Annotated in this window: 28 protein-coding genes and 1 other RNA gene; 17 read left to right on the top strand and 12 right to left on the bottom strand. The window is 62.8% G+C overall.

Features of this window, described 5'->3' with window-relative positions:
* Nucleotides 1–34 precede the first annotated feature (34 nt).
* The 3 genes from purM to ACRANW_RS12935 are packed head-to-tail and all read left to right on the top strand — an operon-like array spanning nucleotide 35 to nucleotide 3,343.
* Complete coding sequence (purM, locus tag ACRANW_RS12925; protein ID WP_479432176.1) at nucleotides 35–1,156, top strand: phosphoribosylformylglycinamidine cyclo-ligase; 1,122 nt, start codon at nucleotides 35–37, stop codon at nucleotides 1,154–1,156.
* Entirely contained in the window at nucleotides 1,149–2,114 is a 966-nt protein-coding gene (gene purN, locus ACRANW_RS12930) for a phosphoribosylglycinamide formyltransferase (RefSeq protein WP_479432177.1), read from the top strand. Before purM ends, purN begins: the two co-directional genes overlap by 8 nt.
* Nucleotides 2,114–3,343, top strand: a complete 1,230-nt coding sequence (locus ACRANW_RS12935; protein ID WP_479432178.1) for a sulfotransferase — start codon at nucleotides 2,114–2,116, stop codon at nucleotides 3,341–3,343. Before purN ends, ACRANW_RS12935 begins: the two co-directional genes overlap by 1 nt.
* A 69-nt stretch (nucleotides 3,344–3,412) precedes the next feature.
* On the opposite strand, the gene ndk is transcribed toward ACRANW_RS12935, so the two are convergent.
* The 5 genes from ndk to ACRANW_RS12960 all read right to left on the bottom strand — a co-directional run bounded on the left by ndk (nucleotide 3,413) and on the right by ACRANW_RS12960 (nucleotide 6,661).
* Nucleotides 3,413–3,835 (bottom strand): nucleoside-diphosphate kinase, encoded by a 423-nt coding sequence (gene ndk, locus ACRANW_RS12940; protein ID WP_479432179.1) that lies wholly within the window; start codon nucleotides 3,833–3,835, stop codon nucleotides 3,413–3,415.
* A gap of 150 nt (nucleotides 3,836–3,985) precedes the next feature.
* Nucleotides 3,986–4,510, bottom strand: a complete 525-nt coding sequence (locus ACRANW_RS12945) for a hypothetical protein (RefSeq protein WP_479432180.1) — start codon at nucleotides 4,508–4,510, stop codon at nucleotides 3,986–3,988.
* Nucleotides 4,511–4,596: 86 nt separating this feature from the next.
* Nucleotides 4,597–5,031, bottom strand: a complete 435-nt coding sequence (locus ACRANW_RS12950) for a DNA polymerase III subunit chi (RefSeq protein WP_479432181.1) — start codon at nucleotides 5,029–5,031, stop codon at nucleotides 4,597–4,599.
* A complete protein-coding gene (locus ACRANW_RS12955; RefSeq protein ID WP_479432182.1) occupies nucleotides 5,028–5,168 on the bottom strand; it encodes a DUF2256 domain-containing protein in 141 nt (46 codons plus the stop codon). The genes ACRANW_RS12950 and ACRANW_RS12955 overlap by 4 nt, the downstream gene beginning before the upstream one ends.
* A 32-nt stretch (nucleotides 5,169–5,200) precedes the next feature.
* Nucleotides 5,201–6,661 (bottom strand): leucyl aminopeptidase, encoded by a 1,461-nt coding sequence (locus ACRANW_RS12960; RefSeq protein WP_479432183.1) that lies wholly within the window; start codon nucleotides 6,659–6,661, stop codon nucleotides 5,201–5,203.
* Between the two features lie 123 nt (nucleotides 6,662–6,784).
* Here ACRANW_RS12960 and ACRANW_RS12965 point away from each other — a divergent pair, with 123 nt between their 5' ends.
* The 4 genes from ACRANW_RS12965 (at nucleotide 6,785) to rsmA (ending at nucleotide 12,525) form a co-directional block, all read left to right on the top strand.
* Entirely contained in the window at nucleotides 6,785–9,082 is a 2,298-nt protein-coding gene (locus tag ACRANW_RS12965) for an LPS-assembly protein LptD (RefSeq protein WP_479432184.1), read from the top strand.
* Nucleotides 9,083–9,360: 278 nt separating this feature from the next.
* Nucleotides 9,361–10,668 (top strand): peptidylprolyl isomerase, encoded by a 1,308-nt coding sequence (locus ACRANW_RS12970; RefSeq protein WP_479433951.1) that lies wholly within the window; start codon nucleotides 9,361–9,363, stop codon nucleotides 10,666–10,668.
* Between the two features lie 5 nt (nucleotides 10,669–10,673).
* Nucleotides 10,674–11,696: a 4-hydroxythreonine-4-phosphate dehydrogenase PdxA gene (pdxA, locus tag ACRANW_RS12975; RefSeq protein ID WP_479432185.1), complete on the top strand. Its 1,023-nt coding sequence runs from the start codon at nucleotides 10,674–10,676 to the stop codon at nucleotides 11,694–11,696.
* Nucleotides 11,689–12,525, top strand: coding sequence for a 16S rRNA (adenine(1518)-N(6)/adenine(1519)-N(6))-dimethyltransferase RsmA (rsmA, locus tag ACRANW_RS12980; protein ID WP_479432186.1), 837 nt, complete (start codon nucleotides 11,689–11,691; stop codon nucleotides 12,523–12,525). Before pdxA ends, rsmA begins: the two co-directional genes overlap by 8 nt.
* 198 nt (nucleotides 12,526–12,723) lie before the next feature.
* Here the strand turns inward: rsmA and ACRANW_RS12985 are convergent, their stop codons facing one another.
* Nucleotides 12,724–14,823 carry a malate synthase G gene (locus ACRANW_RS12985; protein WP_479432187.1) on the bottom strand — a complete coding sequence of 700 codons (2,100 nt, stop codon included), beginning with the start codon at nucleotides 14,821–14,823 and terminating at the stop codon, nucleotides 12,724–12,726.
* A gap of 124 nt (nucleotides 14,824–14,947) precedes the next feature.
* On the opposite strand from ACRANW_RS12985, the gene ACRANW_RS12990 reads away from it, so the two are divergent.
* From ACRANW_RS12990 to ACRANW_RS13005, 4 genes are all read left to right on the top strand, one after another.
* Entirely contained in the window at nucleotides 14,948–16,159 is a 1,212-nt protein-coding gene (locus tag ACRANW_RS12990) for a hydrolase (RefSeq protein WP_479432188.1), read from the top strand.
* Complete coding sequence (locus ACRANW_RS12995; protein ID WP_479432189.1) at nucleotides 16,156–17,184, top strand: arginine N-succinyltransferase; 1,029 nt, start codon at nucleotides 16,156–16,158, stop codon at nucleotides 17,182–17,184. The genes ACRANW_RS12990 and ACRANW_RS12995 overlap by 4 nt, the downstream gene beginning before the upstream one ends.
* A complete protein-coding gene (locus ACRANW_RS13000) occupies nucleotides 17,181–18,455 on the top strand; it encodes an N-succinylarginine dihydrolase (RefSeq protein WP_479432190.1) in 1,275 nt (424 codons plus the stop codon). The genes ACRANW_RS12995 and ACRANW_RS13000 overlap by 4 nt, the downstream gene beginning before the upstream one ends.
* Before the next feature lie 94 nt (nucleotides 18,456–18,549).
* Nucleotides 18,550–18,801, top strand: coding sequence for a hypothetical protein (locus tag ACRANW_RS13005; RefSeq protein ID WP_479432191.1), 252 nt, complete (start codon nucleotides 18,550–18,552; stop codon nucleotides 18,799–18,801).
* Between the two features lie 97 nt (nucleotides 18,802–18,898).
* Here the strand turns inward: ACRANW_RS13005 and ssrA are convergent.
* Together ssrA and mscL are read right to left on the bottom strand one after the other, a co-directional pair.
* Nucleotides 18,899–19,254, bottom strand: a transfer-messenger RNA (tmRNA) gene (ssrA, locus tag ACRANW_RS13010).
* Between the two features lie 8 nt (nucleotides 19,255–19,262).
* Nucleotides 19,263–19,685 (bottom strand): large conductance mechanosensitive channel protein MscL, encoded by a 423-nt coding sequence (gene mscL, locus ACRANW_RS13015; protein WP_479432192.1) that lies wholly within the window; start codon nucleotides 19,683–19,685, stop codon nucleotides 19,263–19,265.
* A 179-nt stretch (nucleotides 19,686–19,864) separates the two neighbouring features.
* On the opposite strand from mscL, the gene ACRANW_RS13020 reads away from it, so the two are divergent.
* The 5 genes from ACRANW_RS13020 to ACRANW_RS13040 all read left to right on the top strand — a co-directional run bounded on the left by ACRANW_RS13020 (nucleotide 19,865) and on the right by ACRANW_RS13040 (nucleotide 23,417).
* Nucleotides 19,865–20,467 (top strand): LemA family protein, encoded by a 603-nt coding sequence (locus ACRANW_RS13020; RefSeq protein WP_479432193.1) that lies wholly within the window; start codon nucleotides 19,865–19,867, stop codon nucleotides 20,465–20,467.
* Nucleotides 20,468–20,475: 8 nt separating this feature from the next.
* Entirely contained in the window at nucleotides 20,476–21,318 is an 843-nt protein-coding gene (locus ACRANW_RS13025; RefSeq protein ID WP_479432194.1) for a TPM domain-containing protein, read from the top strand.
* A 3-nt stretch (nucleotides 21,319–21,321) separates the two neighbouring features.
* Nucleotides 21,322–21,996: a TPM domain-containing protein gene (locus ACRANW_RS13030; RefSeq protein WP_479432195.1), complete on the top strand. Its 675-nt coding sequence runs from the start codon at nucleotides 21,322–21,324 to the stop codon at nucleotides 21,994–21,996.
* A gap of 113 nt (nucleotides 21,997–22,109) precedes the next feature.
* Nucleotides 22,110–22,631 (top strand): NUDIX hydrolase, encoded by a 522-nt coding sequence (locus ACRANW_RS13035; protein ID WP_479433952.1) that lies wholly within the window; start codon nucleotides 22,110–22,112, stop codon nucleotides 22,629–22,631.
* Between the two features lie 3 nt (nucleotides 22,632–22,634).
* Complete coding sequence (locus ACRANW_RS13040) at nucleotides 22,635–23,417, top strand: SDR family oxidoreductase (RefSeq protein WP_479432196.1); 783 nt, start codon at nucleotides 22,635–22,637, stop codon at nucleotides 23,415–23,417.
* An 87-nt stretch (nucleotides 23,418–23,504) separates the two neighbouring features.
* On the opposite strand, the gene ACRANW_RS13045 is transcribed toward ACRANW_RS13040, so the two are convergent.
* Genes ACRANW_RS13045 through ACRANW_RS13055 form a run of 3 tightly spaced genes read right to left on the bottom strand, consistent with a single transcriptional unit; the run spans nucleotide 23,505 to nucleotide 24,020 of the window.
* Nucleotides 23,505–23,720 carry a PspC domain-containing protein gene (locus tag ACRANW_RS13045; RefSeq protein ID WP_479432197.1) on the bottom strand — a complete coding sequence of 72 codons (216 nt, stop codon included), beginning with the start codon at nucleotides 23,718–23,720 and terminating at the stop codon, nucleotides 23,505–23,507.
* A 36-nt stretch (nucleotides 23,721–23,756) separates the two neighbouring features.
* Complete coding sequence (locus tag ACRANW_RS13050) at nucleotides 23,757–23,870, bottom strand: enoyl-CoA hydratase (RefSeq protein WP_479432198.1); 114 nt, start codon at nucleotides 23,868–23,870, stop codon at nucleotides 23,757–23,759.
* 36 nt (nucleotides 23,871–23,906) lie between these two features.
* On the bottom strand, nucleotides 23,907–24,020 hold the full coding sequence (locus tag ACRANW_RS13055) for an enoyl-CoA hydratase (protein WP_479432199.1): 114 nt from the start codon (nucleotides 24,018–24,020) through the stop codon (nucleotides 23,907–23,909).
* A gap of 240 nt (nucleotides 24,021–24,260) precedes the next feature.
* On the opposite strand from ACRANW_RS13055, the gene recF reads away from it, so the two are divergent.
* Nucleotides 24,261–25,349, top strand: a complete 1,089-nt coding sequence (gene recF, locus ACRANW_RS13060) for a DNA replication/repair protein RecF (RefSeq protein ID WP_479432200.1) — start codon at nucleotides 24,261–24,263, stop codon at nucleotides 25,347–25,349.
* A 73-nt stretch (nucleotides 25,350–25,422) separates the two neighbouring features.
* On the opposite strand, the gene ACRANW_RS13065 is transcribed toward recF, so the two are convergent.
* A complete protein-coding gene (locus ACRANW_RS13065) occupies nucleotides 25,423–26,178 on the bottom strand; it encodes an arylesterase (protein WP_479432201.1) in 756 nt (251 codons plus the stop codon).
* Nucleotides 26,179–26,180: the final 2 nt, after the last annotated feature.

The raw sequence follows: 26,180 nt of genomic DNA on the forward strand, positions 1-26,180 counted from the left end.
GGAATTCCAAGCGCGAAAGGCTAAAGCGACGTGCATGACTTCGGGGACAACTGACGAGAGCGCGCCGAAGGGCGCTAGCTACACCTATGCCGCTGCGGGCGTAAATATCGCTGCGGGCAATGCGCTGGTCAGGGCAATTGCCCCGCTGGCGAAAGCCACAGCGCGGCCCGGCGCGACCAGCGAGCTTGGTGGGTTTGGGGGGTTTTTCGATCCCAAGGCGGCCGGCTACAGCGATCCGCTGCTGGTTGCAGCAAACGATGGCGTTGGGACCAAGCTGAAGCTCGCCATTGAGCATGACCGGCATGACACGGTCGGCATCGATCTGGTCGCCATGTGCGTCAACGATCTGATCGTGCAGGGTGCGGAGCCACTGTTCTTCCTTGACTATTTTGCCACCGGCAAGCTCGAGAACGGGGTTGCCGAACGCGTGATCGCGGGCATCGCAGAAGGCTGCAAGATGGCGGGCTGCGCACTGATCGGCGGCGAAACGGCGGAAATGCCGGGAATGTATGCGGCAGGCGATTATGACCTAGCCGGCTTCTGCGTCGGCGCAGTGGAGCGCGGCGAGCAACTGACCGGCGATAAGGTTGCGCCAGGCGATGTGTTGCTGGGTGTGGCGTCAAGCGGGGTCCATTCCAACGGCTATTCGCTGGTGCGGCGACTGGCGGCGGACAAGGGGTGGAAGCTCAATCGCCCGGCCCTGTTCGATCAGGAGCAACTGCTGATTGACGCGCTGATCACGCCCACGCGGATTTATGTCGCGAGTCTGCTTCCGCTGATCCGCGACGGGCAGATCAATGCGCTTGCCCACATCACGGGCGGAGGATTGCTGGAAAACATCCCGCGTATCCTGCCGGAGGGCGCGCACGCGCAGATCGATGCCGATCTGTGGCCCCAGTCACGGCTGATGGCCTTCCTGCAAGCACAGGGGCATATCGAACCGGAAGAAATGGCGCGCACCTTCAATTGCGGGATCGGCATGGTACTGGCCGTTGCGGCAGACAAGGTCGCGGATGTCACTGTGCGCCTCGAGGCCGCAGGCGAGACTGTCTTCACCATTGGCCGGATCACCGCAGGCGACAAGGGCTGCAGCGTCCGCGGGTCGGTGGAAACCTGGGCTGCGAAAGCCGATTGGGAAGCCACCCACCTTGGCTGAAAAGGCCCGCATCGCTGTGCTGATCTCCGGTGCGGGCACCAATATGGCGGCGCTTGTCTACGCCAGCCGGATTGGTGATTGCCCTTATGAAGTCGTGCTGGTTGCCAGCAACGATCCCGCTACCACTGGCCTTGCCTTCGCCGCTGCTGAGGGGATCGCCACCTTTGCTTTGTCGCACAAGGGATTTACCCGTGAAGCGCATGACGCCGCGATGGAAGCCGCCGTGCTGGAGGCAGGCGCGGATCACATTGTTCTGGCCGGGTACATGCGCATCCTTTCGGACGCCTTCGTGGAGCGATGGCAGGGCCGGATGCTGAACATTCACCCCTCGCTGCTGCCGCTTTACAAGGGGTTGAACACCCATGCCCGCGCGCTTGCCGCCGGTGACAGCCACGGCGGGGCCAGCGTCCATCTGGTGACACCGGAACTCGATGCTGGTGAAGTGCTGGCGCAGGTGCGGGTGCCGATTGTCGGCGACGATACCTCCGACAGCCTTGCCGAACGGGTCAAGCTGGCGGAACACCAGCTCTACCCGCGCGCCGTGGCCGAATATGTCGGGCGTTGGCGTGATCCGGCGGCGCTGCTCGCCCAGGTGCGCGGCCATGCCCTTGCGCTCCCTGAAACCGATGAACGTGAAAGCCATGGCAGCCCCGGCTTTCGCGTCGGCGGCGAGAAGACTGGCAAGTTCTTCGCCTATTTCGCCGACCAGCATCATGGCACGCCCCACATCGCACTGCTGGCGCGCACCGGGTCGATGGACGAATTGCTGAACCTTGTCGAAAGCCAACCGGAAGTTTATTTCAAGCCAGCCTATTACGGCGCCAGCGGCTGGGTTGGGATCATCCTCAACCGGCCAGGTGTGGATTGGGATGAAATCGCCGCCTGGCTCAAGCGCAGCTGGCGCAGCGCCGCACCCAAGCGGTTGACGCGGCTGCCCGACATTGCAGACACATTCTGATGGTCACCCGCGCCCCGCCCGTTCGCCCCCATCTGCTGGCGCGCGGCCCACTGGCCGAACGGGCCAGTGCTTTTCTCGACAAAGCGTGGACGAAAGGGTGGTTGCCTCAGCCAGATCTCGACCCGGACGCGATGTGGGCGACCGCGACCAAGTTGTATGGCGCGCGATCTGAAGCGGTGGAGCGTGGGGGACGCCACGAGCAGGACGTGGCCGATTTCCGCGAGCGGCTGGGGCGGCTGTGCAGCGCGCTGGACGCCGAGGCTGATCTCAATCCGCTGGGCCATGCAATGGCGTGGGGGCAGTTGTCCCGTGCTTTGAAAAACCGGTTGGCTTTTGGCGCACTTTGGCTTGAGCGACCCGATTTGACCCACACGCCGCTGGCCCCGCCGATCATCGTCGTCGGCCACATGCGCAGCGGGACCACCCGCATACACACCTTGCTGGCAGCGGATCCGGCCCATTCGCACACTCGGTATTGCGATGCTTATCATCCCGTACCTGCGCGTCATGGAGCGCGGCTCGGCATTAACCGGGTCAGGGCCGCAGTGGAACTTGCCATGCTGGGCACGCTTAATCCGTGGATGCAATCGATCCACGCGATGACAGCAAACGGCGTCGAGGAGGAACTGGCGTGGATCTCCGCTGCACTCCACCATTCGATCTACGAATCGCAGTGGCACATTCCGGCCTATTCGGCATGGAGCGAGGCGCGTGACCCTGTCCCGATCTATCGCGAATTCACCCGCATCCTGCGCACCGATGCGGCCTCTCGCGGGGTTGCGAACCTCCCGCGCGTTCTGAAAGTCCCCGCCTTCACCGAGGATCTGGCGACCCTATTAGCGCAGTTTCCCGATGCGCGGCTGGTGATTGCGCACCGGGCGCATGACGCCGTGCTCAGAAGCGCGGTCAGCCTTGCGGCAAACCAGATGGCGATGCAGTCCGACACCTGCAGTCTCGCCGCGATCGAGGCCCGTTGGGAGCACAAGATTGCGCTGCGCGAAGCGCGGATGGCCGAGGCGCTGGCCGGTTGGCCGGGGCCGGTCGCACAAGCGCGGTTTGATGACCTCAATGCGGATTGGGAGACGGCCATCGCGCGCGTTTACACCGATCTCGCCTTGCCGTTGACACCGCAGGCATTGGCGGCGATGCGGCAGGTCATGGCAGCTAGCCAAGGCGGACACCATCACGCCCACGCCGCCCAGCTTGCCCGTTTTTCCAATACCGGCTGAGGGCTGCGCACATAGCAAAAGGGCCGCCCCTCACGGGACGACCCTTTCCGCGTCAGTTCCGTTGAACGATCAGCCGACAAGCTCTTCGGGCTTGAAGAAGAAGTCGATTTCGATCGCAGCGTTTTCTTCCGAATCCGAACCATGGACGGTGTTTTCACCGATCGACAGCGCCAGTTCCTTGCGGATCGTGCCCGGCGCAGCGTCAGCCGGGTTGGTCGCGCCCATCACTTCGCGGTTCTTGGCAACGGCATCTTCGCCTTCGAGCACCTGAACCACAACGGGCTCGCTCATCATGAAGTCGACCAATTCGCCGAAGAAGGGACGCTCACGGTGCACGCCGTAGAAGCCTTCGGCCTGTTCGCGGGTCATGTGGATACGCTTGGCTGCGACGACGCGCAGACCGGCGTCTTCCAGCATCTTGGTGACCGCGCCGGTCAGGTTGCGACGGGTGGCGTCGGGCTTGATGATCGAAAAGGTGCGGGTAACCGCCATGATAATGCTCCTGTGAACGTCTTTTTATGATCGGGAATTGGCCGCGCCCGTAGATGCTGCGCTGCAAAATGGCAAGCGCCCGCGCGCATGCCTGCGCACTGGCGTCATTCCGGCACCAATAGACGACGTTTTCGGGTTGCTTCCGGCGCGTTAGCCGCCTGTTTCGGTGCCAATGATGATCTGGCCCGTCGTGGCGCTTTCATCACCTGTCGTTGCGGTTACCGAAAACGAGGCGCTGTCCGCCTTGCGCTCACCACCAACCATCGCCGTGCCATTGGTGTTCATTGCGATCTGGATGTCAAACCCTGCGGCCTCAGCCTGTTCGCGGTAGTGGGCGATCACGGTGTCGGCCGGCGCAGCAGCCTCGAAAGCGACCATCGTACCCTGCCCATCGGGCTGGTTGACCACGGTGTTGCTGACCACATTGGATCCCGGAAACAGGCTGAACCCATCCGGCAAAGTCACTGGCACACCAGCCCCGGAACGCAAGGTCGCAGTGCCATCCTTCCCCTTGATCGTCATACTGGTTTCGCCTGTCGCCTTGTCGACAGTGTATTCGGCGTTTGCACCATCTTCGGTGGTGAATTCGCCCGACGTTTCCGAGCCGCAAGCCACCAGCGTCATCATCAACGCCAGACCAGCACCCCCTTCAAGAACCCGTTTTGCTCGCTTCATCGCCCCATTCCCCCAAGTCGCAAGCCCATGCGGGAGCATCTCCCATCCGCCAACCCGACGCAAGCCCTTCGCAGGCGGTGATGGCTTCAGGCCTTCTTGACCCAGCGGCCATCTTCCTGCGCGAAATAGGCGCGGGTCACGTCCTCGCGCCCGTCATGTGCGCGCCACGCCACGCGGGCGGCCGGTGCCGCATCGGGCGGAAAAAGCAGAAAGACGCGGGCAAAGCCGGGGCTGTCACGAAATGTGCCATCGGCGAGGATCAAATGGTTGGCGCCGTTGGCGGCGGCGCATTCCGCAGAAAGCAGGACGGGCTGGCGGTCTGCGCCGGGCGCATCGGCCTCGCCGTTCGCGAGGAAGCTCTCCGGCCCCGCCTGCCACAAGGCACGTGAAATCGCGGTGCGTAGCTCGGGATCGCCCGAGACAACCAGCACCCGCTCCCCTTCGCCAAGCGCACGTTTGGCGATGAGGGCAACGACCTTTTCGAGCGGGTCGTGCGTGACCTGCCAGAAGTCGAGCTTCACGCGGCACCTTTGGAACGACGACAGCGATCGGAACAATATTTCACATTGTCCCAATCACGCTCCCACTTCTTGCGCCACGTGAACGGCAGCCCGCAGGCGAGGCAGGTCTTGGTCGGAAGCTCAGACTTTTTCCGCATTTTCGGAATGACGCGAACTCCCGGCTTTAGCCCTAACCCTCAACCACATCGCGCACGAACTGATCGAGCAGGCGTACGCCATAACCCGTCGCGCCCTTCTCCCAGGTGTGGCCCGGCTTATTCGACCAGACCATACCCGCGATGTCCAAATGCGCCCAGGGGGTGCCGTTCTTGATGAACCGTTGCAGGAACTGCGCCGCGGTGATCGATCCGGCTTCGCGCGGGCCGACATTCTTGATGTCGGCGATCGGTGAATCGATCATCTTGTCGTAATTGGGCCCCAGCGGCATCCGCCACAGCTTGTCCCCGCTGGTTTGGCCTGCTGCCGTCAGCTGCGCCGCCAGCCTATCGTCATTGGCGAACATCCCCCCATATTCATGGCCCAACGAAACGATAATCGCGCCAGTAAGTGTGGCGAGATCGACGATCCGGGCCGCGTCATACTGCTCTTGCGCCCAATGCAGCGCATCGCACAGCACCAACCGGCCTTCGGCATCGGTGTTGAGCACTTCGACCGTCTGCCCGCTCATGGTGGTCACGACATCGCCCGGACGCTGCGCCTTGCCATCGGGCATGTTCTCGACAAGGCCAATGACGCCGATGATGTTGGCCTTGGCCTTACGGTTTACCAGCGCCAGCATTGCGCCTGCAACCGCCCCCGCTCCGCCCATGTCCCACTTCATGTCCTCCATGCCTGGACCGGGCTTGAGCGAGATGCCGCCGGTATCGAAGGTGACGCCCTTGCCGACGAACACGGTGGGCTTGTCCCCGGCGCTGCCGCCATTCCAGCGGATCGCGATGAGCTTGGATTCGCGTTCCGATCCCAGGCCGACACCCACCAGCGCGCCCATGCCGAGCGCGTCCATTTCGGCCTCGCCCAGCACTGTGATTTCTGCGCCGGTGTCCGCAAAGGCGTCCTCGCACGCGGCGACAAAGCTGGCAGGGTAGATGATGTTGGCAGGCTCGGTTACCAGCCCACGGGTGAATTCAACGCCCTTGGCCAGCGCGGCTTCGCGCTCCCACGCGGCGGCCGTGCCTTCCGGCGCGCCTGTCACGTAGACATTGACGAGAGAGGGGCGCTTGTCGGCGGCCAGTTTGGTGCGGTACTTGTCGTGCCGCCATCCGCGCAGACGCAGGCCCAGCAGCATTGCGGCTGCATCATCGGCCGACAGCCCGGCGTGGGCCAGATCGACGACCATCGCGGTCTCGCCGGACACCAGATATTTGGCCGTCAGCGCCGCGCCTGCTCGTTCCAGATTGGAACGGCGATCATCCGTCACAGCCTCGCCTGCCCCCGCCAGCGCGATGCGCTTGACCGCGCCGTCGACGCTCGCGAAGCCTTCAAACACCTGGCCCGTGCGCCCCGTAAAGCGCGAAGCCGATGCACCCTCGATCAGCGCCGGATCGAGACCGGTCAGCGCCGCACCCTGATTGATCACCCGCGCATGGAGGCGGATTTCGGACGGTGGGGTGGTGTTGAGGTGGATCTGCATGGGTTCTCCGAAAATACGTGTCGCTGGGCGCACAGCCGTGGCGGCCAGCACGTGCGACGAGCCGCGCGCAGGGGTGCGCAAACGCGATTGCGATTAGGCCCGAGCGGTGCAATAGGCAAGGCCATGTCGGGAGGCTTGTCAGACGGATCGCGGGACGGCGCGTGCCATGCCCAGCGCGTTCCGGCGCGGGTCAACGCGTCGCGTGCAGCGCTGGCGCTGGCGCTGGTGTGGACGGCCGCGCCGCTGACCGCGCAGGAGCGCGCTCCTGCGATCGAACCCGTCAGTCAAGTGACGACAGAACCAGCCGATAGCCAGCCAAGCCAGATCGACTTCGAAGCCCGCGAGCTGTCGTACAACAACGAGTCCGAAATCGTCACCGCCCGCGGCGATGTGATCTTACGCTCCGAAGACCGCTCGGTGCGTGCCGACGAGGTAACGTGGGATCGCACCACCGGCCGGATCATCGCCACCGGCAATATCCGGTTGGTGGACGACGCGGGCAACCAGCTGTTCACCGATCAGGTCGAACTCACCGAAGAATTCGAGACCGGCGCGATGAGCGAATTGCTGATCGCGTTGCGCGCAGGCGGCAGGCTCGCAGCGCGATCGGCGGAACGCGGCGCCGATGGCAATGCGGTGTTGACCGATGCTGCCTACACCGCCTGCCCCGTGGTCGATGACGAGGGCTGCCCCGCCGATCCCAGCTGGCGCGTTACCGCTCGGCGCGTGATTTACGAACAGAAGGAAAGCCGCGTTCGATTTGAAGGCGCAAGGCTTGAATTGTTTGGCGCGAGCATCCTTCCGCTGCCCGGTCTCGCAATCCGCACCGATGGCGGAGCTGAAAGCGGCTTTTTGGTTCCCGATGTCCGGATCACGCAGGTCAACGGCCTCGAGTTGAGCGGCCAATATTACTGGCGCCTTGCCGACAATCGCGATCTGACTGTTGGCGCTTATGTCTTTTCCAACGTCGCCCCGATGGCAAGCGCGCAGTGGCGGCACCTAACGGACATGGGCGCTTACCAAATTACCGGCTACGGCACCTTCAGCGACCGCTCGACCGATTTTACGGGCGCAGAAAGCTTTCAAAGCGACCCGCGTGGCTATCTGGATGCCAATGGCACTTTTCAGTTCTCGCCCGACTGGAGCTTTACAAGCTCAATCCGTCTCGCCAGCGACCGAACGTTCTTGCGCCGATATGACATCAGCCGTGATGACCGGTTGCGGTCAACCGTCAATCTGGAGCGCATCACCGATCGCTCCTACCTGTCGATTGCTGGCTGGGCGACGCAAACCTTGCGCCTGAATGCCGATCAGGGTCAGGTGCCGCTGGCGCTTCCCGCCATCGATTACCGCCAGAAGGTCGGCGATCGCATTCTTGGTGGTAATCTGATGGTGCAGGCGAACAGCCTCGCGCTGCTGCGCAATGATGGTCAGGACACCCAGCGCGCCTTTGCCGGCGCGCAATGGGATTTGAAACGGCTGACGGGCATGGGGCAGCTCGTCACGCTGACCGCTCTGGTGCGCGGCGATGTCTATAACACCAATAACACTCTTGCGACAGTGACGGAGGCCTATCGCGGCACAGAAGGCTGGACCACGCGTGGGATCGCCACAGCGGCGATCGATGTCGAATGGCCCTTTGTGGGTGAAGCCCTTGGCGGCACACAGGTGTTCAAACCGCGCCTGCAATTCGTCGGCAGCCCGCCGGTGCGCAACCTTGCCGTCCCGAACGAGGATGCGCGCGCGATCGATCTTGAAGATTCCAACCTTTTCGCACTTAACCGCTTCCCCGGCTATGACCGGGTCGAGGACGGCAGCCGTGTCACGTGGGGCGTGGATTGGGAGTTGCAGCGTCCCGGCTGGCGGGTCAAGACGACCGTAGGCCAATCTTTCCGGATCGATACACCCGATCCGAACCTTTTCCCCGAAGGGACGGGCCTGTCCGAACGTGTCACAGATTTCGTCGGACGCACCGAAGTGCGCTTTCGCAATCTGGTCAGCTTCACGCACCGCTTCCGCTTGGACAAAGACAATTTGACAGTCCGCCGTAACGAGATCGATGCAACCGTCGGTTCGCGCCGGACTTATCTCGAGCTCGGTTACCTCCGGCTCGATCGCAACATTGTCACAGTAGAAGATCTGCGTGACCGCGAGGAACTGCGCGCTGCGGCGCGGGTAGCCATTGGGCGCAAGTGGTCGGTGTTCGGTTCGGGCGTGGTCAACTTGACGGACGAAGAGGATGACCCGGTGTTCTTGCCCGACGGATTCGAACCGATCCGCACGCGCCTTGGCGTCGCCTATGCTGACGACTGCATCGAATTCGGTGCCACCTGGCGGCGCGATTTCATCGACGCAGGCGATGCTAGGCGCGGGAATGCGTTTCAGGTGTTCTTTGCGTTGCGCAATCTCGGCTTTCGCTGAGGCAGAGCTGCCAGGCGCGAATCATCTGCGTGAATTGGCAGCCTTCGGAAATAGCGTTAAGGGCACGAGCAAAGGTCGATGGCTGCGTACGTCGAAGAACGGCGGCGGGACTCAGCTTCCATTCAGCCGGTGCGCGCCATCGGCAGCCAACCGCGTGAGGGGTCACGCAGCAATTCGGGCCGCTAGTCGGTCCAAACGACGGGAACAAACGAGTGAGTGTAAAGCTGTTTACCAAAACGCTGTTAGCCAAAACCGGCACCGCGCTGGCGGCGGCCGGGATGATCGGCCTTGCGTTGACGCCGGTTGCGGCGCCAGCACAAACCGTTGCCGTGCCGACTTCGGACAATCCCTTCGGCCTGCCCGAGGACATCACATTGTTCGGCAATGTCGATCCAGATCGCCGCACTGCCACCGCGATCGTCAATGGCTTCGTCATTACCGGCTCTGACATCGATCAGCGTGTCGCGCTGGTAACGGCAGCATCGGAAGCAGAAATCTCACCCGAGGAAAAGCTGCGCCTGCGCGTGCAGGTTTTGCGCAATCTGATTGACGAAACACTCAAGGTCCAGGCTGCCGCCGCTGCCGAGCTGGCAGTAAAGGCTGAAGAGGTCGAACGAACTTATCAGCAGCTGGCCGCCCAGAATTTCGGTGGTGATGCCAAGAAAATGGACGCCTATCTGCTTTCGATAGGATCAACACCTGCATCGCTCAAGCGTCAGATTGAAGGGGAAGCTGCATGGGAAAACCTGCTTCGCCGCAACATCATGCCGTTCGTCAATATCTCGGCCGATGAAGTCAACGATTCGCTCAAGCGCATGAACGAAGCGAAGGGTACAGACGAATACCGGATGGGCGAAATCTATCTTTCATCTACCAGCGAAAACCGGGAAGCCGTGCTGGCCAATGCCAAGCAAATCGTGGAGCAATTGCAGCAAGGCGGCAGCTTTGTTGCCTATGCCCGCCAGTATTCCGAAGCCACCACTGCGGTCGTCGGCGGCGATCTTGGGTGGGTGCGTCTGGGCCAGTTGCCTGCGCCGCTCGCAGCAGCGGTGCGCACGATGAGCGCCGGGCAGTTGCAAGGACCAATCGAGATCCCCGGCGGTTTTTCGATCCTTTACCTCATCAACAAGCGGCAGGTTTTGATGGCGGATCCCGCACAGGCCATCCTCAATCTCAAGCAGGTGTCGATCACGTTTCCAGCTGGTACCACACAGCAACAAGCTGAAGCGCGGGTGAGTCAATTTGGCAAATTCGTCGATGGCTTGCGTGGCTGCGGCGATGTCGATGCTGGAGCCGCAGAGATTGGCGCCCAAGTGGTGACCAACGACCAGATCAAGGCCGAAGTTCTGCCCGTGCAGTTGCGTGACATCCTCCTCAATCTCCAGATCGGTCAGGCCACCCCGCCCTTCGGCAATATCCAGGAAGGCGTGCGAGTGTTCATGCTGTGTGGTCGCGACGATCCCGCCGATTCCGGTGCTCCGACCTTCGCAGCGGTGATGGACCAATTGGAAGAAGAACGCGTCAGCAAGCGCGCCCAGCGCTTCTTGCGCGATCTGCGTAACGACGCTTACATCGAATACAATTGACAGCAATGTCAGCGTCTCCGGCCGCGCCGCTTGCGATCAGCCTCGGCGATCCGGCCGGGATCGGGCCGGAAGTGATCCTTGGCGCCTGGGCGCGATTGCGGTCCGAAGGCCGCGCGCCTCCCGCCTTTGTGGCAGGGGGCGCGCAGCTTTTGCGCGAGCTGGCCGAGACGCTGAAAATCGACTGCCCGATCATTCCGATTGCGGACCCGGCTGAAGCCGTATTCGCGTCTGCCGCTGGCCTTCCCGTGTTGGCCGGCATCGATGGCCCCTCAACCCCTTCCAGACCCACGCCAGAAGGCGCCCAGTTGGCGCTTGCCTCGCTCCAGTGGGGGGCAAAATTGGCTGTGTCACAGGGAGCCTGCGGCCTGGTGACGGCGCCGGTTTCCAAAGGGGCGCTGGCGGCGATCGGGTGGCGCTATCCGGGCCAGACCGAGTATCTCGCCGATGTGTGCAAACGGCCTTATCGCGATGCCGTGATGATGCTGGCAGGGCCCTCACTCCGCACCGTTCCCCTGACAGTCCATGTTTCACTGGCCGAAGTACCCGGCTTGATTTCTGCCGAACTGATCCTTCACAAGGCGCGGATTGTATCGGCAGCTTTGCACAGAGATTTCGGCCTGTTGCGCCCCAAGCTTGCGATTGCCGCGCTTAATCCGCACGCGGGCGAAGACGGGCAGTTTGGTGACGAGGATACCCGCATCATCGCGCCGACCATTGCCGCTCTGCAAGCCGAAGGGATCGATGCTTTTGGCCCTGTGCCGGGCGATGCCCTGTTCACGCCCCGCGCCCGCGAAGGCTATGATGCAGCTTTGTGCATGTATCACGATCAGGCGCTTATCCCCCTGAAGGCCCTCGAGTTCGACAAAGGTGTCAATGTGACCTTGGGCCTGCCCATCATCCGAACCTCGCCCGATCACGGCACCGCGTTCGACATTGCCGGGCAAGGTTGTGCCGATCCGGGTGCGATGGCCGCAGCGATTGTGATGGCAGCCGAGATGGCGGTCGCGCGGAATACAACCGGTGGTTGACCTCCCACCCATTCGCGATGTTATTCAAAGGCATAACCTTGCCGCGTCGAAAGCGTTGGGGCAAAACTTCCTGCTTGATGAGCAGTTGCTTGCCCGCATCGCGGCCTTGCCAGGAAACCTTGCCGGCGCGCAGGTGCTGGAGGTTGGCCCCGGCCCCGGCGGCCTCACCCGCGCGCTGCTGCGGGCCGGAGCGCGCGTCACTGCGATTGAGATGGATCGCCGCTGTCTTCCCGCTCTGGCTGAATTGGGCGAGAGCTTTCCGGGCCAACTGACAGTCGTTGAAGGCGATGCCCTCAAGATCAGTCACGCCGCGTTGATGCAAGACCAGCCGTTCCATGTCGCCTCCAACTTGCCTTACAACGTCGGCACCGCGCTGTTCGTGCGCTGGCTTGGCGGCGAGGCATGGCCGCCCCAAGCCTCGGGACAATGGCAATCGCTCACCTTGATGTTTCAGCGCGAAGTCGCCGACCGGATCGTGGCCGGGGCCGGAGACGACGCCTATGGCCGCCTCGCCGTGCTCGCTCAGTGGCGGGCCGAAGCACGCCTCGCCATGAAGGTCCATCGCAGCGCCTTTACACCGGCCCCAAAGGTGATGAGCGCTGTGATCCATGTGACCCCTTCGCCAATGCCCGAAGGGGTATCGGCCCGGATGCTCGAACGCCTCACCGAAGCCGCCTTTGGCCAGCGCCGCAAGATGCTGCGCCAGAGCCTCAAGGGCGTGCCCGGCGCGCTGGCGGCGCTCGGTGCCCTCGGGATCGACGAAACCCGCCGCGCCGAAACGGTCAGCGTGGCCGAATTTGTGGCATTGGCGCGCGCTCTTACGGTGTAATTCGCGCCGCCCCGGTCCCCCTCCTGCGGTCCCCCGCCTGCGGTCCTGTATCTGCCGACCCGTGTTGGAGACACATGAGACACTGTCCTGGAACGGAAAGTCCGCGGCCTTTGCCAACCTGTTTCGGACGAGCAGAACAGGAGTGCGCGGCAGGCCATGAGGCAAGCCTGCCGCAGTCACCGCGTGTAGGAAAAGGGGTCAGCCCGCCTTCTTCTTCAAACGCCACGCGTGCAGCAGCGGTTCGGTGTAGCCGCTGGGCTGCTCCGCCCCCTGAAAGATCAATGCCTTAGCTGCGCTAAGAGCCACGCCGTCCGTGTTGCCGGTCAGCGGCTCGTACAGCGGATCGCCAGCGTTCTGGGCATCGACCTTCGCGGCCATGCGGGCGAGGCTATCCAGCACCTGCGCTTCCGTAACAACGCCATGCAACAGCCAATTGGCGATGTGCTGCGAGGAGATGCGCAACGTGGCGCGGTCTTCCATAAGGCCTACATCATTGATGTCCGGCACCTTGGAACAACCGACGCCCTGATCGATCCAGCGCACCACGTAGCCCAGCAATCCCTGACAGTTATTGTCCAGTTCCTCACGGATTTCCGCTTCGGACCAATTCACGCCCTCTGCCAACGGGATGCTGAGAAGGGCATCAAGACCCATCGGTTCCGGCAGCGACGTCTGGATCGCGAACACATCTTCGGCGTGATAATGCAGCGCGTGCAGCGTCGCGGCGGTGGGGGATGGCACCCAGGCTGTGTTGGCACCGGCGCGCAGGTGGCCGATTTTCTCGATCATCATCTGACCCATCAGGTCAGGCGCGGCCCACATGCCCTTGCCAATCTGCGCCTTGCCCGACAGACCGTGCTTGAGGCCGATCGCAACATTGCGTGCCTCGTAGGACTTGAGCCAGTCGCTGCCCTTCATCGCGCCTTTGCGCAGCATCGGTCCGGCGCGCATCGATGTGTGGATTTCATCGCCCGTACGATCAAGGAAGCCGGTGTTGATGAACACGATCCGGTCGCGCACCGCATGGATACAGGCGGCAAGGTTGGCGCTGGTGCGGCGTTCCTCGTCCATCACGCCGACCTTGATGGTGTGGCGCGGCAGGCCGAGCAGGTCTTCGACTGCATCAAACAGGTCATTGGTGAAGGCGCATTCTTCCGGACCGTGCATCTTGGGTTTGACGATGTAGATCGAGCCGCAGCGCGAGTTGCCGAACTTGGCGTGCCCCTCGAAATCGATCGTACTGATCGCGCTGGTGAAGACCGCGTCCATGATGCCTTCGGGGATTTCGCTGCCATCGGGCAGGCGGATCGCGGGGTTGGTCATCAGGTGGCCGACATTGCGCACGAACATCAGGCTGCGGCCTGACAGGGTGTGCTGGGTTCCGTCCGGCGCGGTGAAGGTCTTGTCTTCCGCCAGCGTGCGGGTCAGCGTCTTGCCGCCCTTGTCGAAACTCTCCGACAAATCGCCGCGGATGATGCCAAGCCAATTGGTATAGGCGAGCAGCTTGTCCTCAGCATCGACCGCCGCGACCGAATCTTCGCAATCGGCAATGGTGGTGAGCGCGGATTCGACGATGATATCAGCGATCCCGGCCTTGTCGGTGGCGCCGACCGGGGTGGTCGCGTCGAAGACTATTTCCGCGTGTAGACCATTGTTTTTCAAAAAGATGCCTTCTTCGGTGATGCCGATTTGCTGCGCTGGATCGGTAAGTGCGATGGCTGCGCGCCCTGCAAGATCGGCCCAGCGCGCACCGCCTGCCAGCGGGAAGGTCTCGTCAAGAAACTGCCGCCCGCGCGCGATCACCGCGCTCCCGCGCGCTTCGTCATAGCCGCCCGGCCGCGCAGGCGGCGCATCGAGCGCATCGGTGCCGTAGAACGCATCGTAAATGCTCCCCCAACGCGCATTGGCGGCGTTGAGCAGAAAGCGCGCATTGAGGATCGGCACCACCAGCTGCGGCCCGGCCATCGTCGCGATTTCGGGATCGACATTCTGGGTGCCGATCTGGAAGTCGCCCGGCTCGGGGACGAGGTAGCCGATGTCTGTCAGAAACGCCTTGTATGCCGCCGCGTCATGCGGCTTGCCCACGCGTTCGCCATGCCACGCATCGATCTGCGCCTGAAGGCTCTCACGCTTCGCCAACAGTTCGCGATTGCGCGGCGCAAAGTCCGCCAGCAGCGCCGCGAGGCTGTGCCAGAAGGCATCCACATCACGGCCCAGCGGCGCCAGCACTTCGCTTTCAAGGAGTGTCGCCAGCCGGGAATCGATAGCGATACCGGCGCGGGTGGTCATGTCAGTCATGTGTGTCCTCGTTGGGCTTAGCTAGGGGCGTGACCTGGGGAGGAGAGGACCGGCGCGCTATGGCGCAGGGCAGGCGTGATTGCAACGGGTTGGACAGCCACGCCTGCGCGGCTAGAGAAGGGGCATGACACAGGATGCAACCCTGACTGCGATTGACGGCGCTGCCATGCTGGCACAGGTCGAAACATGGTGTGCAATCAACACCGGCACCGCAAACCTCGCCGGGCTGGCCGCACAAGCCGGGATGCTGACCGAAGCCTTCGCGAACCTCCCCGGCACAGTGGAATTGGTTGATCCCGCCTCTGTCACCGCAATTGCCTCCGATGGCGCGGCGTTTGAAAAGCCCCACGGGCAGCATCTGGTTGTGCGGGTGCGTCCGCAGGCCAATCGCCGTATCTTGCTGACCGGCCACATGGACACGGTTTTCCCCGTGGACCATGCCTTCCAGCGCCCGCGCTGGCTTGATGCAGAGACCCTGAACGGCCCCGGTGTGGCCGACATGAAGGGCGGAATTGCAGTCATGCTCCACGCGCTGATAGCCTTCGAGCAGACCGCCAGCGCCTCCGGCCTTGGCTATGACGTGCTGATCAATTCCGATGAGGAAACCGGATCGCTCGCCAGCGCTGCGCTGATCGCGGAACTGGCGGCGGGCAAGCTGGCCGCGCTGACCTATGAACCTGCCGCCTTGCCCGACGGTACGCTCGCCCATGAGCGCGGCGGCACGGGGAACTATTCGATCATCGTGACAGGAAAAAGCGCCCACGCCGGGCGCAATCCGCACGAGGGGCGCAACGCCATCGTCGCGGGCGCCGATCTGATCCTGCGATTGAAAGCGATGGAGCACGCCGATCTCACCATCAATCCGGCCAAGCTGGAGGGCGGCGCGGCCAACAATGTGGTGCCCGATCATGCCGTGCTGCGCTTCAACATCCGCCCCAAATCGGTTGAGGCCGGCGCAGCGTTCGATGATGCACTGACGCATCTGCTCACCGCGATCGAGGCGGAGCATGGCGTAACCCTCCACTGCCACGGCGGCGTGACCCGCCCGCCCAAGAAGGTGGATGCGGCGGCGCAAAGGCTGTTCGATCTGGTGCGCGCCTGCGGGGCGGAACTGGGCGAGGACATTCGCTGGCAAGCTTCTGGCGGCGTGTGTGATGGCAACAACATCGCGGCCTGCGGCGTCCCGGTGGTCGACACCATGGGCGTGCGCGGTGGCGCGATCCACAGCCCGGACGAATATCTCATCGTCCCAAGCCTTGTGACACGCGCAGCCCTGTCCGCTCGCGTGATCGAACGTCTTGCAATGGGCTATTTAGACCAGGGAGCCTTGCCTTGACCTTCCGCCTGCGCGCCGCACGGGCTTCCGATCTGGAGGCACTGTATGAAATGGCTAAGCTGACAGGTGGCGGTTTTACCAACCTGCCGCCCGATCGCACGGCGCTCAAGACCAAGCTGGAACGGGCCGAGGCGGCTTTTGCGCAAGACAGTGAGACGCTGGCAGACGAATTGTTTGTGCTGGTCCTCGAAGACACCCGGTCCGGCGCAGTGCGCGGCACCTGCCAGCTGATGAGCAAAGTCGGCCAGCGCTGGCCGTTCTATTCCTATCGCCTCAACACCCTGACCCAGTATTCGCAGGAGCTGGACCGCACGGTGCGCGCCGAACTGCTCAGTCTGGTCACCGATCTGGAAGGGTCGAGCGAGGTCGGCGGGTTGTTCCTCCACCCCAACGAACGCGCAGGCGGCTTGGGCCTGCTGCTCGCCCGGTCGCGCTATCTGTTCGTGGCGATGCACCGCAAACGCTTTGCCGACCGCATTCTGGCCGAGTTGCGCGGGATCATTGACGAGCGCGGCGGATCGCCCTTCTGGGACGGGGTCGCGGGGCGCTTTTTTGGGATGAGCTTTCAGGACGCGGACTATTTCAATGCGATCAACGGCAACCAGTTCATCGCTGATCTGATGCCCAAGCACCCGGTCTATATCGCCATGCTGGATGATGACGCCCGCAGCGTGATCGGCGTGCCCCACCCAACGGGCCGCGCCGCGATGCGAATGCTGGAGGACGAAGGTTTCCGCGCCGAAGGCTATGTCGACATCTTCGATGGCGGGCCCAGCATGGTGGCGCGCACGGACAATGTCACCAGCGTCAAGAACAGCTCGTCGCGCATGGTCACAGGCTTGGATGTGAGCGAGGGCGAACGCGCGATCCTCGCGACCGGCAGGCTTGGCACCTTCAGGGCGTGTTTCGGTGCGCGCGTGCTGGACGGCGATGCGCTCAATGGCGGCGGCATCGCCATTGATTCGTCCAGCGCCGATCTGCTCGATGTAAGCGATGGCGATACGGTATGGAGCGTGGCGCGGTGAGCCTGACGGAAATCAATTTTGACGGGATTGTCGGCCCGTCGCACAATTATGCCGGCCTGAGCCTCGGCAATATCGCCAGTGCGGGCCATGCGGGCAATCCATCTTTCCCCCGCGCAGCGGCGTTGCAGGGGGTGGAAAAGATGCGCGGAAATCTGGCGCGGCTGGGCGTGCAGGGCTTCCTGCTGCCGCTGCGTCGCCCCAACCTCGCGTTGCACGGGGCGCTGGCGCTCGATGGCAGCGAGCCTGGTCAATTGCGCGCCGCGGCCTGGTCTGCGTCGAGCATGTGGACTGCGAACGCTGCGACCGTCTCGCCCGCGCCCGATACCGCAGACGGGCGCTGTCACCTGACACCCGCCAACCTTGTCACGATGCTGCATCGCGCGCAGGAATGGCCCGATACGCAAGCCCAGCTCGCGGTGGCCTTCGCAGACACGCGCCATTTCGCGATCCATGATGCGGTGCCGCCGACCTTCGGCGATGAAGGCGCGGCCAATCATATGCGCCTGTGCGAAAATCACGGCTCTGCGGGCGTCGAAGTGTTCGTTTATGGCAAGGCCGGCGGGCGCTTCCCGGCGCGCCAGCACGAACAGGCCAGCCGTGTGGTGGCGCGGGCTCATGGACTTGATCCGGCACGCACGGTGTTCATCGAACAGAACCCTGAGGCGATCGCCACCGGGGCTTTCCACAATGACGTGGTCGCGGTGGCCAATGAACGGGTGCTGTTCACCCACGCCGAAGCCTTTGCCGACCAGCAGAGCGCCTATGAAGCGATCCGCGCTGTTTTCCCCGCGCTCGAAGTGGTCGAGGTGCCTGCGTCCGCCGTCAGTTTGCAGGAGGCGATCCGCACCTATCTGTTCAACGTACAATTGCTCAGCCTGCCCTCGGGCGACCCCGGATCGGGGTCCGGGACAGAAATGGCGCTGATTGTGCCTGAGGAATGCCGCGAAAGCGCGGCCGTGTGGGGCTGGGTCGAAACGATGCTAGCCGGAAACGGCCCGATCCGGCAGGTCATCCCGGTCGATGTGCGCCAGTCGATGGCTAATGGCGGAGGCCCTGCGTGCCTGCGTCTGCGCGTGGTGTGCGATCCGGCGACGGTCGATCCGCGCTTCCTCCTTGATGACGCCAAGGCGGACACGATTGAACGTGTGATCGCACAGGCTTGGCCCGAGCAGATTGATCCCGACGATATTGGCTCGGATGCTCTGGCAGCGACCGTGATTGCCGCACGACTGGCCTTGCTGGATGCGCTCGATCTGGCACAGCTTGGTTAACGCAGTTGGCGACTCATCGTCGCCACGCGTAAGGTTACTCAATTGTTAAAGCGACTCAGCCAGAGGCCGGGTTGCGGGAAGATTGGGACGCGCGATGCTGCATAAGCTTGGTAGGCTGTTTGTGATCAAGAACCGGTTTGAGGCGTTCGTGATCATCTACGCGCTGGCGCTCGGCGCGACAGCGCGTGGCTCGGCCTACCTTCAGGAATATCCCGGTCTCGGCGGGCAACTTCTGTTTCTGGCGACCACGGGCGCGGTATTTCTGGCCGGGGCCAAGATCCTCGATTGCCTCAAGCTGGAAAAGCAAGTGGCGGCGCTGCACAGCCAGCTTGAACCATCCGACTGACAAAAATTCGACGGTTTGCACCTGGCGGATGCGTACGGTCATCAATAAGAATGTCGGAAAGGTGGGGGTTTCTGTTGCTACGTACCCCCGGACGCCCGGTATCCGATTCTGTTGCCCGGTTCGGTCCAACCGCGCTTTTTAGCCTAATAAAAGAAGGGCGTTAGCCCATCAATTACGCAGCGATTGCGAGTGCTTCGTTATCGTTGGCACTTATGGTTTTTGAGCCTTATGCGGGTTACTCAGCCCGGGCAAAAACTGCGCTTTTCAACACACGTCGATCCTAGTTCGGCCCCATCAGGAGGTGCGAACAGTCATCACTGACCGCCGCTTCTGGTGGAGCCGCCGGGTACTGCCCCCGGGTCCGTTGCATCTATTGTACGCAGCAATTTATCGCCATATCCGGTCGAAACCGGCAACATCTGATATAGCGCCGCAATCCTGAATGTGAAGTGAGCGTGCGTTTACTTCTTCAGCGCATCGCGGATTTCGATCAGCAGATCGACCTCATTCGGGCCGGCAGGCGCTGCGGCCTCTTCCTTCTTGGCGAACTGCGCGGTGACCTTGTTCACGTAACGCACCATCAAGAAGATGATGAAGGCGAGGATCACGAAGTTGATCACCACCGATACAAACGCGCCCAGCCCCAGCACATTCGCGCCGGCTTCGCGCGCGGCGGCAAGCGGCGTGCCGGGCGCAACTTCGCCCGAGAGCACAACATAGCGGTCCGAAAAGTCGATATTGCCCAAGATCGCGCCGACGATCGGCATGATGATCTCGTCCGTGAGCGATTTGACGATCGCCCCGAATGCCGCACCAATGATCACCCCCACAGCAAGATCGATGACATTGCCCTTGGCGATGAACGCTTTGAATTCTGACAGCATGATTATCCCCTTCTTACCTGCCGTTTACCACGTTTGGCAGTCTAGCCCGCGCCTGCCAAGCCGCCTTAAACGCCTGCCCACGGCATGAACGGCGCTTGAAGCGGCAAGGTGGTGTGCTATATCGACAATACAGGATGACGCCGCCGGGCCCGGCCCGTGCAATCAGGAGGGATCAACCCATGAATTTTGCCACCACGCTGCGCGGCGCCTTTGCTGCATTTGCTGCGCTTAGCCTTGCGGCTTGCGGGATCAACTCCGTTCCGGCGGCCGAGGAAGAAGCCAAGGCCAAGTGGGCCGATGTCGAAGCCCAGTTTCAGCGCCGCGCCAACCTTATCCCCAACCTTGCCGAAGTGACGCGCGGTGCAGGCGAAAACGAGCGCACGATCCTGACGCAAGTGACCGAAGCGCGCGCGCGGGCGACCAGCGTCAACATTTCAGGCGCTGACCTTAACGATCCGGCCAAGATGGAGCAATATGCCGCTGCGCAAAGCCAGCTTGGTTCGGGTATCGGCCGTCTGCTCGCCAGCGTTGAAGCCTATCCGACCATCCAATCGAACCAGAATTACCTCGCCTTGCAAAGCCAGCTTGAAGGCACGGAAAACCGCATCGCCGTCTCCATCCGTGACTATAACGAAGCAGTGCGCAAATATAATACCACGATCCGCACCTTCCCCGATTCCATCGGCGCGAATATCATTCACGGCGCCGACGCGATGGTGCCCTATGCCGCTGTGACCGAAGGCGCAGAAGCCGCGCCCACACTTGACATGACGGCGAACTGATCGGCGTGATGCGATCACTGTTATTTTTGTTCGTTCTGGCCGGGGCGTGGTTTTCCGCGCCCCTCGCCGCGCAGCCGCAGTTTCCCGAGCTGACCGGCCGGGTGGTCGATACGGCCGATATTCTCTCGCCCGAGGCGGAGGCCGCCTTGACCGCCAAGCTCGAAGCGCTCGAAACCCAATCGCAGCGCCAGTTGGTGGTGGCGACCGTTCCCGATCTGCAAGGCTATGATATTTCCGACTATGGCTATCAGCTAGGCCGCGCCTGGGGCCTTGGGGATGAAACCCGCAATGATGGCGCGCTGTTGCTGGTCGCGCCCAATGATCGCAAGGTGCGGATCGAGGTGGGCTATGGTCTCGAAAGCTATCTCACCGATGCGCTGTCTTCGCTGATCATCCAGAACCAGATCCTGCCCGCCTTTCGCGACGGCAATTATCCCGGCGGTATCGCGGCGGGTGCTGATGCGATTATCGCGCAGCTGAAATTGCCGCCCGAAGAAGCCGCTAAGGTCGCGGCCGAAGCGGGCGCAGCGCGGGCAAGCGACGGCGGCTTTCCGATCGGGGCTTTGATCTGGCTTGCCTTCATGTTCTTTTTCTTTGTGTTGCCAATCCTTGCCGGACGCGGGCGGCGGCGCAAGTATCGCTCCAAGGGCGAAGGCCCGTGGGGCAAACGCGATCTTGGCGATACCGCGCGTGATATCATCCTGTGGGAGGTCGGCAGCGCGATTGCGCGCGGCATGATATCCGGTGGTGGCCGCGGCGGCGGTGGCTTTGGTGGCGGTGGTTTTGGCGGTGGCGGCTTTGGGGGCGGCGGCGGCTCGTTCGGGGGCGGCGGCGCCTCGGGAGGGTGGTAGCCGATGGCTTATCTTGATGATGACGGACGCCTGCTTGTCAGCCGCGCCGTGACGGCCGCCGAAGCGGCGACCTCGGGCGAGATCGTCACGGTGCTGGCAGATCGTTCGGACAGTTACGCTGATGTTGCCCTGCTGTGGGCAGTGGGCGGGGCTTTTACCGCCATGAGCGTGTTTGCGGCCTTGCCCCTTCCCTTCCTTGAAGCCTGGGACGCGGCCTTCGGCGGCTGGGACCACGAATGGTCCACCGGCGAACTGGCGAGCATGGTCATCGCCTTGGGCCTCATCACGTTCATTGTGGTCATGCTGGTGCAACAGTGGGAAGCGCTCAAGTTTGCGCTGATCCCCGGCCCGCTCAAGACGATCCGGGTCCATGGTCAGGCCGTGCGCCAGTTCAAGGTTGGTGCAGAACGCCGCACCACGGGGCACACCGGCGTGATGATCTACCTTTCGATGCGCGAACACCGGGCCGAGATTGTCGCCGATGAAACCATCGCCGCGATCGTTTCGGCTGAAGTATGGGGCGAGGCGATGGGCGATATGCTCAGCCTGATCCGCAAGGGCCGCGTAGCGGAAGGGCTCGCGGTCGGCATAGCTGATGTCGGCCATGTCCTTGCCGCGCATTTTCCGCGCAGCGACGATGACGAGAACGAACTGCCGGATCGGCTGATCGAGATCTAGCCATTTAGGCTCTTGACCGGTCGCCTGCGAGCCTGTCGAAGAGCGCTCTCCAGCCTCATCTGACGGAGTTTCCCGTGCAAAAAGACCGCGACGCCGAACTGCCCGAAGAGGTAATGTGGGAAGGTCGCTTCATCACCGCCAAGATGCGCGGGCGCTGGGAATATGTTGGCCGGGCGCGCGGGATCCGCGCCGCAGCGATTATCGCGCTGGACGATGACCCGGATGGCACCCGCCACGTGATCCTCGTCAGCCAGTACCGCGTGCCATTGAGCCGCTTCAGCCTTGAGATACCGGCTGGCCTTGTCGGCGATGACGCGGGCGGCGAAGGTGAAAGCGCTCTGACCGCGGCCGCACGCGAATTGGAGGAAGAAACCGGCTTCCGCGCCGCCAACCTCGACGTGCTTGGCGAATTCTATTCATCGCCCGGCATGGTCTCAGAATGCTTTACCTTGCTGAAAGCAACAGGCCTCGAACGCGTCGGCCAAGGCGGGGGTACGGAGGGTGAAAACATCACGGTCCACCGCGTGGCGCTGCGCGATCTTTCGCGCTTCGTGGCAGAATGGCGGCGCGCAGGGCACGCTGTCGACGTGCGCATCGCGATGCTGCTGACACCGGAATATTTGGGAGAGGATTGAACTATGGCAGGCAGAGTTGCAGGCAAGATGGCCTTGGTAACCGGCGCGGCGCAAGGTCTGGGCCGGGCGCATTGCATCCGGCTGGCGCAGGAAGGTGCGCGGGTGCTGGCGACCGACATCAATGGTTCCGGCGCTGAGGAAACCGCCGCAATCATCAATGCCGAAATGGGCGCTGACACCGCATTCGGCATCGCCCACGATGTCACCGATTCGGCACAATGGGACATGGCCGTCGATGCGGCGCGCCAGCACATCGGCGGGCTTAGCGTGCTGGTGAACAATGCCGGGATCGGTGTGCCGGGCAATATCGAGGTGTGTGATTTTGCCGATTGGCAGCGTTGCTTCGATATCAACGTCAATTCGATCTTTCACGGTTGCCAGAAGGCGCTGCCGCTGATGCGCGAACACGCGCCGGGATCGATCATCAATATCTCGAGCATCGCGGGCCTGATCGCAAGCGATACCATGCCCGCCTATAATGCCTCCAAGGCAGCGGTGTGGATGCTGTCAAAATCGATCGCGCTCCACTGCGCAAAAAAGGGCATGAATATCCGCTGCAATTCGGTGCACCCCACCTTTGTCGATACGCCGATCCTTGACGGAACCGCCCGTGCGGCTTCGCTCGATAAGGCCGTGCTGCTGGAAAAGCTGGCGCGGCAGATCCCGCTTAAATTCGTGGGTGAACCCAACGATATCGCCAACGCGGTGCTGTATCTGGCGAGCGACGAAAGCCGCTTCATGACCGGCGCAGAGCTTAAGCTGGATGGCGGCATCAGCGCCATGTAAAAAGAGAGGGGCCAAGCTGGCCCCTCCCGGTTGTTCAGATCGGCGTGCAGCGGCCCGAAAACCGGGAACCGCTTTTCGTCGCTGCACTCAATCCGCAATCAATGCGATCGCGATGTAGATCAGGATCGGCGCACCAACGCCCAGCAGCGTCGCAGAGACAAAGCCGATTCGCACCAGCATCGTGTCGATTGCGAAATAGTCGGCAATGCCCGAACACACGCCGAAGACCTTGGCGTTGGCCTTGTCGAGGTGGAAGCCTGCACGCGGCGGCTTGCCGTCGGAATTGCGCGTGATGTTGTTCATGTCAGTCAGTCTCCGAAAAGCAGTGCGGGTGGCCGATCAGGCAATCATGCCGGGGCTGGCAGGCACGATAGCATAGGCGAAGCTGGCAACGGTCAAAACAACAGCGAAGGCAGCAGAAGCAAGGCGGGCGGTGAAGTCAGAGCCGAACATGAGATGAGATCCTTGTGTGAGAGTGGTGATGGGTGATCAGGCGATGAGGGTCGGGCTGGCGGGGATGATCGCGTAAGCGAAGAACGACGCCGACAGGATGACCGAGAAAGCGGCGGCGAACAGGCGGTTGGCGGTATCGGTGGTGAACATGAAGCGTCTCCTGAAAGTGTTTTTGGTGGTGTCCGGGACCATCCCGGGGACGCAGAACACTCTGCAGGAGGTGTGCCAAACTCGAAAAATGGCGGATTTGCGCCATTTCGATCCTTACAGCCCGCAAACAGGTTATTCAGCAAACCGAAAGCTTGGGATTTTTCACCAAGCATTGGGATCAGAGTTTTGCGCGGCCCGGACTGGCCAAAGCGCGCCCCTCCCGCTACCCGCCGCAAAGCCATGGGCCTCAGCCGCATCACCCTTGAAAACTTCCGCAATCACGCCGCGACCACGCTGGGTGACACAGCGCATTTCAATCTGCTGGTGGGCGAAAACGGAGCGGGGAAGACCAATCTGCTGGAAGCGCTGTCGCTGCTCGGGCCAGGGCGCGGACTTCGGCGCGCGAACCTTGGCGATCTGGCGCGCAAGGGAACGGCGGGGGGTGCACTGCTCCCTTTCGCGATCGGGGCGAGCCTGACCGAGGCGGGAATTGTATCGGCGCGGATCGGCACCCATTCCGAGGCCGGGCAACCAGGGCGGCGCCTGGTGCGGGTCAATGGTGCGGCGGCCAGCGCGGCGAGCCTTGCCGAATGGCTTGCGATGAGCTGGCTGACCCCCTCGATGGACAGCCTTTTTACCGATAGCGCGGGAACACGGCGGCGCTTCATGGACCGTATGGCGCTGGCGATTGCGGCCGATCATGCGCGGCGGGTCAATGCGCTGGAAGCGGCCTTGCGCGAACGCGGCAAGCTCCTGGAAAACAACGGCGATCCGCGCTGGATGGATGCGATCGAGGCGCAGGCGGCCGATCATGGCGCGGCTGTGGCCCGCACCCGCGCCGATCTGGTGCTGCGGCTGATGGACGAACTCTCCGCCCTTCCCCCCGAACCCTTCGCCCGGCCCGCGCTCACCTACCGCCCCGGCGGTCCGCTCGACGAGACAGCCTTGCGCGCCGATCTTGCCCGTGCCCGCCCGCGCGACCGGGCCGCCGGCCGCGCCTTGATCGGCCCGCAACGTGATGAAATGGAAGTCAAAATGGCCTCCACCGGACAGCTGGCCGCATCCTGTTCGACCGGCGAGCAGAAGGCCATGCTGATTGCGATCACGCTGGCCCACGGCATTCTGGCCGCGGCGGGCCGTCCCAGCGTGCTGTTACTCGACGAGGTGGCCGCGCACCTCGACCCGGTCCGCCGCACCGAGCTGTTCCGGCGCCTGCGCGAAGGCAAGGCGCAGGTCTGGATGACCGGAACCGAACTCGCCCCCTTTGACGCCATTCGCGCAGAAGCCGCGATCTGGCGCGTCAGCAAGGGGCGGGCTGAACGAGTCTAGGACCGGTCTAACGCCGATCTAACTAGGGTCTAGCAGGGGTCTAAACGGGGTCTAAACGGGGTCTAAACGGGGTCTAGGACGGGTCTGGCGAGGCCTGGCGGCGCTCGGGCGGCGGCAAGGCCCCTTCGACATCGGCCAAGGTCGCCGCAACCAGTCGCTCAATGCCGTCCGCGGTGGGGTGGATGCGGTCAGCCTGAAACAGGGAGGGATCGCGGTAGATATCCTCCAACCAGAACGGGATCAGCGCCGCGCCATATTCCTTCGCCAGATCGCGATAAAGCGCGTCAAATTCGGCCTGAAACTCCGGACCGTAATTGGGGGGCGCGCGCATTCCCATCAGCAGAACTGGCACCTTTTGCGCCTGTAGGATAGTCAGCATCTTGGCCAGATTGGCCTTGGTTTCCTCCGGCGAAAGCCCGCGCAGCAGATCATTGCCACCCAGTTCCAAAATCAAGAGCGCGGGCGGCGTATCCTGCGCGGCAAGTGTAAATTCCAGCCGGTTCAGGCCCGCCTGAGTCGTGTCACCCGAAACGCCGGCATTGATGACATCGGCGTTCATGCCCTTGGCCCGCAGCGCGTTTTCCAGCTTCTCGGGATAGGAATCGCGCGGGTCGAGATTGTAGCCGGCAAACAAACTGTCCCCAAAGGCGATGATCTTGCGTTCCGGCCCCATCACCGGGATGGCGGGCAAGGCCGGCTCACCGTCTTCAGCTACCTCGGCCGTAGACGAAGCATCGTCCGCTGCGTCCCCGCAGGCTGCCAGCATCAGCGCCAAAGCCAGTGAGGCTCCACCAACGACGCCCCTAATCGACCAAACGCGCTTGTGCATCC

It is taken from the genome of Erythrobacter sp. 'gip.4 top 5', assembly GCF_056495765.1.